At 39.3% G+C, this 3768-nt stretch carries 3 protein-coding genes; 2 read left to right on the top strand and 1 reads right to left on the bottom strand.

Annotated elements, in window-relative coordinates; genetic code table 11:
- Positions 1-449 (bottom strand): flavodoxin-dependent (E)-4-hydroxy-3-methylbut-2-enyl-diphosphate synthase (locus LD39_RS09770; RefSeq protein ID WP_035545646.1); only part of this gene is annotated, 449 nt, incomplete at its 3' end.
- Positions 450-720: 271 nt separating this feature from the next.
- Between LD39_RS09770 and LD39_RS09765 the strand changes: the two genes are divergently transcribed.
- Both LD39_RS09765 and LD39_RS09760 read left to right on the top strand, forming a co-directional pair.
- Positions 721-1353: an NfeD family protein gene (locus tag LD39_RS09765; RefSeq protein ID WP_035545644.1), complete on the top strand. Its 633-nt coding sequence runs from the start codon at positions 721-723 to the stop codon at positions 1351-1353.
- 532 nt (positions 1354-1885) lie between these two features.
- Positions 1886-3523 carry a Na/Pi cotransporter family protein gene (locus tag LD39_RS09760; RefSeq protein ID WP_197061412.1) on the top strand — a complete coding sequence of 546 codons (1638 nt, stop codon included), beginning with the start codon at positions 1886-1888 and terminating at the stop codon, positions 3521-3523.
- Positions 3524-3768 lie beyond the last annotated feature (245 nt).

The following is a 3768-nucleotide window of genomic DNA, read 5'->3' as shown; positions in this document are numbered from 1 at the left end:
GTAGGATAACCGTATTTCTCGAGAATGTGTCGTTCGAGTGATCCAGCGTTTACACCAATACGAATCGGGATTCCTTTTTCTTTTGCAGCTTTTACGACTGCTTCAACTTTTTCGCGTTTTCCGATATTACCGGGGTTGATCCGGATTTTATCAGCTCCACCCTCAATTGCTTTTAAAGCCTTCTTGTAGTCAAAGTGGATATCCACTACAAGCGGAATGTTGATTCGTTTTTTAATTTCAGGAATTGCATCTGCTGCTCTGTCATCAGGGCAAGCCACTCGGACGATCTGACATCCAGCTTCCTCTAGTCGTTTAATTTCTGCTACTGTTGCTTCCACATCGTGGGTCTTAGTGGTAGTCATGGATTGGATGACGACTTCATCTGATCCACCTATAGTAACATCGCCAACTTTTACAGGACGAGTATCTTTTCTGTGCGTAATTGCCATTTTAAAATCGCTCCTTTGTATACTTACAAAAAAGGTATCATTAAGAAATTCCAATCTTCATTATAAGGGCTTTTATTATAAATGAGAAGTCAAGACACTTAATTGTAGCCTATTCCATGTAAAAATATTGTAAATAGACTTCATTGTGCATATGCTCAACAAATTATATCATGGCTTAGTGCTATATAGAAATCATATAATAAAATTGAAACAAAATAGGATGCTGATTCGTACTTGTATTATTCGAAAGTAGAAAGAGGGTGGGAGGAGCATGCTTTCTTTTGATTGGATCGCGTTATTTATTACTATGCTTGGTACCATGTTTCTAATCGGGGAACTACTCGTGAATATGCGAGGTGCATTTGCCGTTTTGGGAATTGGTTTCATTACGGTCTATTTCTCTAGCTATTTGGCTATGGACATGTTTTTCATTATGATGCTTGTCTATTTTCTAGGGATTATTTTAATGATCATTGATGGCAAGCTCTTAAATGATGGAACTCTCGCTACAATAGGGGCAGGAGCCATGATTGTGGCTGTAGGGTTCAGTGCACCAAACTGGGTTGCCGGCCTTTATAGTGTGATCGGTGTCATCCTAGGCGGAGCAGGTTCATTATTATTTCTTAAAGTGTTTAAACGACGTGAAATGTGGACAAAAATTACCCTTGCTGATCAGTTGTCTTCTGAAATGGGATACAATTCCATGAAAGAAACGTACCGCTCCCTTGTAGGAAATAAAGGGATAGCCCTTACTGATATGAGGCCGGTTGGAACAATTCAAGTGGATGGCGAAGAATATAGTGCTGTTTCCAATGGACAGTGGATTTCTAAAAAGGATGCCGTTGTTGTTGTTTCGGTTGACGGAACTAAAATCTTAGTAAAAAAGGCACAAGAAGATGACTGAAATTTAACTCATAGTTCAAAACCTTAACACTTCATTGTACTTTGAATTGGTATAACAATCAAAGGACACATGGAGTGTTTTATTTATGAAAAATGCGATGAATCGCATCAAATACAAAAAATGGAAATACCTGTATATCAAGATGTTTAAACCATCTTCCATATCTAATCTTTCTTTCTCCAGCCAGCTTGTTTCCTTAACTTAAGAACTGTCTAGCCTGATTGCTGCTAACCAATTGAAGAGTGTGGAAATAGAGGAAGGAATGGATCTCGATCAAAAGCAGAGGGAGTGGAGCAAAGAACAAGCGTCTTAATTCCTTCGAAAAGTGCCATCTTTGAGGTGGTGCTTTTTTTGTTAGTCGTAATTTTCTAAACATACGGATTTTACGTGTGTATAAATACAATGTAAATTTATTGTTAAGATTAACGTATATCCTTTACAAATAATTTGCCTATCGTTAATAATGAATAAGGTGTTTTGAAAAAAAGAGAAAAATGTGTAGAAACTTGGGTGAAGAAAGGGATGATAATAATTGGATATCAATGTGCAGCAGATGATATTTGAATTCATCGGTGGACTGGGGATCTTCCTATTTGGTATTAAGTACATGGGAGATGGCCTTCAAAAAGTGGCTGGTGACCGATTGAGAGAACTATTGGATCGGTTTACAAGCAACCCGTTAATGGGAGTAGTAGCAGGTGCTGTCGTTACTATGCTCGTTCAAAGTAGTTCAACAACTACAGTGCTGACAGTTGGATTGGTCAACGCTGGTTTCATGACTTTCAGACAGGCGATCGGTGTCATCATGGGTGCCAATATTGGAACGACGATGACTGCATTTATTATAGGTATAGATGTTAAAGAATATGGTCTTCCTATTTTAGCGGTAGGTGCCTTCTTAATTTTCTTCTTTAAAAATAAAAAAGTGACAAACATTGGACAAACAGTCTTTGGACTTGGTGCTTTATTTTTCGGTTTAGAAACGATGAGTGGTGGGATGAAGCCCCTACGCTCTTTAGAAGCTTTTCAAGATTTAACTTTAAGCATGAGTGATAACCCCGTACTCGGTGTAGTTATCGGAACATTATTTACGGTTATCGTTCAAAGTTCAAGTGCTACTATAGGTATACTTCAAGGCCTGTTTGGTGAAGGTCTCATGGACTTAAACGCAGCCTTACCAGTTCTTTTCGGTGATAATATCGGGACAACTATAACCGCTGTTTTAGCGGCGATTGGGGCTAGTGTTGGAGCGAAACGTGCTGCTTTTGTACACGTTATATTCAACGTATTAGGAGCTACAGTTTTCCTATTGTTACTGAAGCCGTACACCTTATATGTTGAATGGCTGCAAGGAGCCTTGAATCTTGAACCAGAGATGACAATTGCATTTGCTCATGGATCCTTTAACGTAGCGAATACGATCGTCCAATTTCCTTTCATAGCTGTATTGGCATGGATAGTCATTAAGTTAGTTCCAGGTGAAGATTCGTTAATCGAATTCAAGCCACAACACCTCGATCCAATCTTTATCGAGCAATCCCCATCACTTGCTTTGGATCAAGCCAAAGAAGAAGTCATTCGTATGGGTGAATATGCGTATAAAGGTCTAGAAGAGACTAGCTTATACTTGAATAACAAGCAACAGAAGCACTCAGAAATTGCTATGCAGATTGAGGATGCATTAAATAATCTTGATCGGAAGATTACCGATTATTTAGTTGACTTATCTCAAGCTTCTCTGACTGATGAGGAAAGCCACAAACACTCTGCACTCATGGATTCTGTTAGAGACCTGGAGCGCATAGGAGATCACTTTGAAAATATCATCGAGCTCATTGATTATAAAAATTCAAATAAAGTAAATCTGACTCCACAAGCAATAGACGATCTGAACACAATGTTCGATTTGACGTTGATGACAGTTAAACAAGCAACAAGGGCGCTAGAGAATATGAGCCGTGAAGAAGCATTGGCTGTCGTTCAAAAAGAGAACGAGTTGGATCGAATGGAACGCAGTTATCGTAAAAAGCATATCATCCGCTTAAACGAGGGTGTATGTACAGGTCAAGCTGGGATTGTCTTTGTCGATATGATCAGCAACCTCGAGCGTATTGGGGACCATGCTGTAAATATTGCTGAAGAGGTACTAGGAGAAAAAGAAAGTCTGTAAAAGCAGAACAAGAAGAGGCAGTTACTAAAATTAGTAGCTGTCTCTTTTGTTTTTCTGAATTGTAAATGATCGTTTGTTTTTCTTGAGAGAGTAGTTTGGAAAGTAAATCAGTAATAACAGTTATTCAACAACGTGCGGGATAGTGGAAGACTCGATTTCGAGATGTTTATGTAGTTTTGGGGTCGTTGGGGAAGGGCACGCTTTCCTGTGGGGGAACCGGCGAGCTTCCTCGGGCTGCGCCCTGT

Origin of the sequence: Halobacillus sp. BBL2006 (assembly GCF_000786645.1) — a bacterium.
GTDB lineage: Bacteria > Bacillota > Bacilli > Bacillales > Halobacillaceae > Halobacillus.
This window is presented reverse-complemented; position numbering and strand designations above follow the sequence as displayed.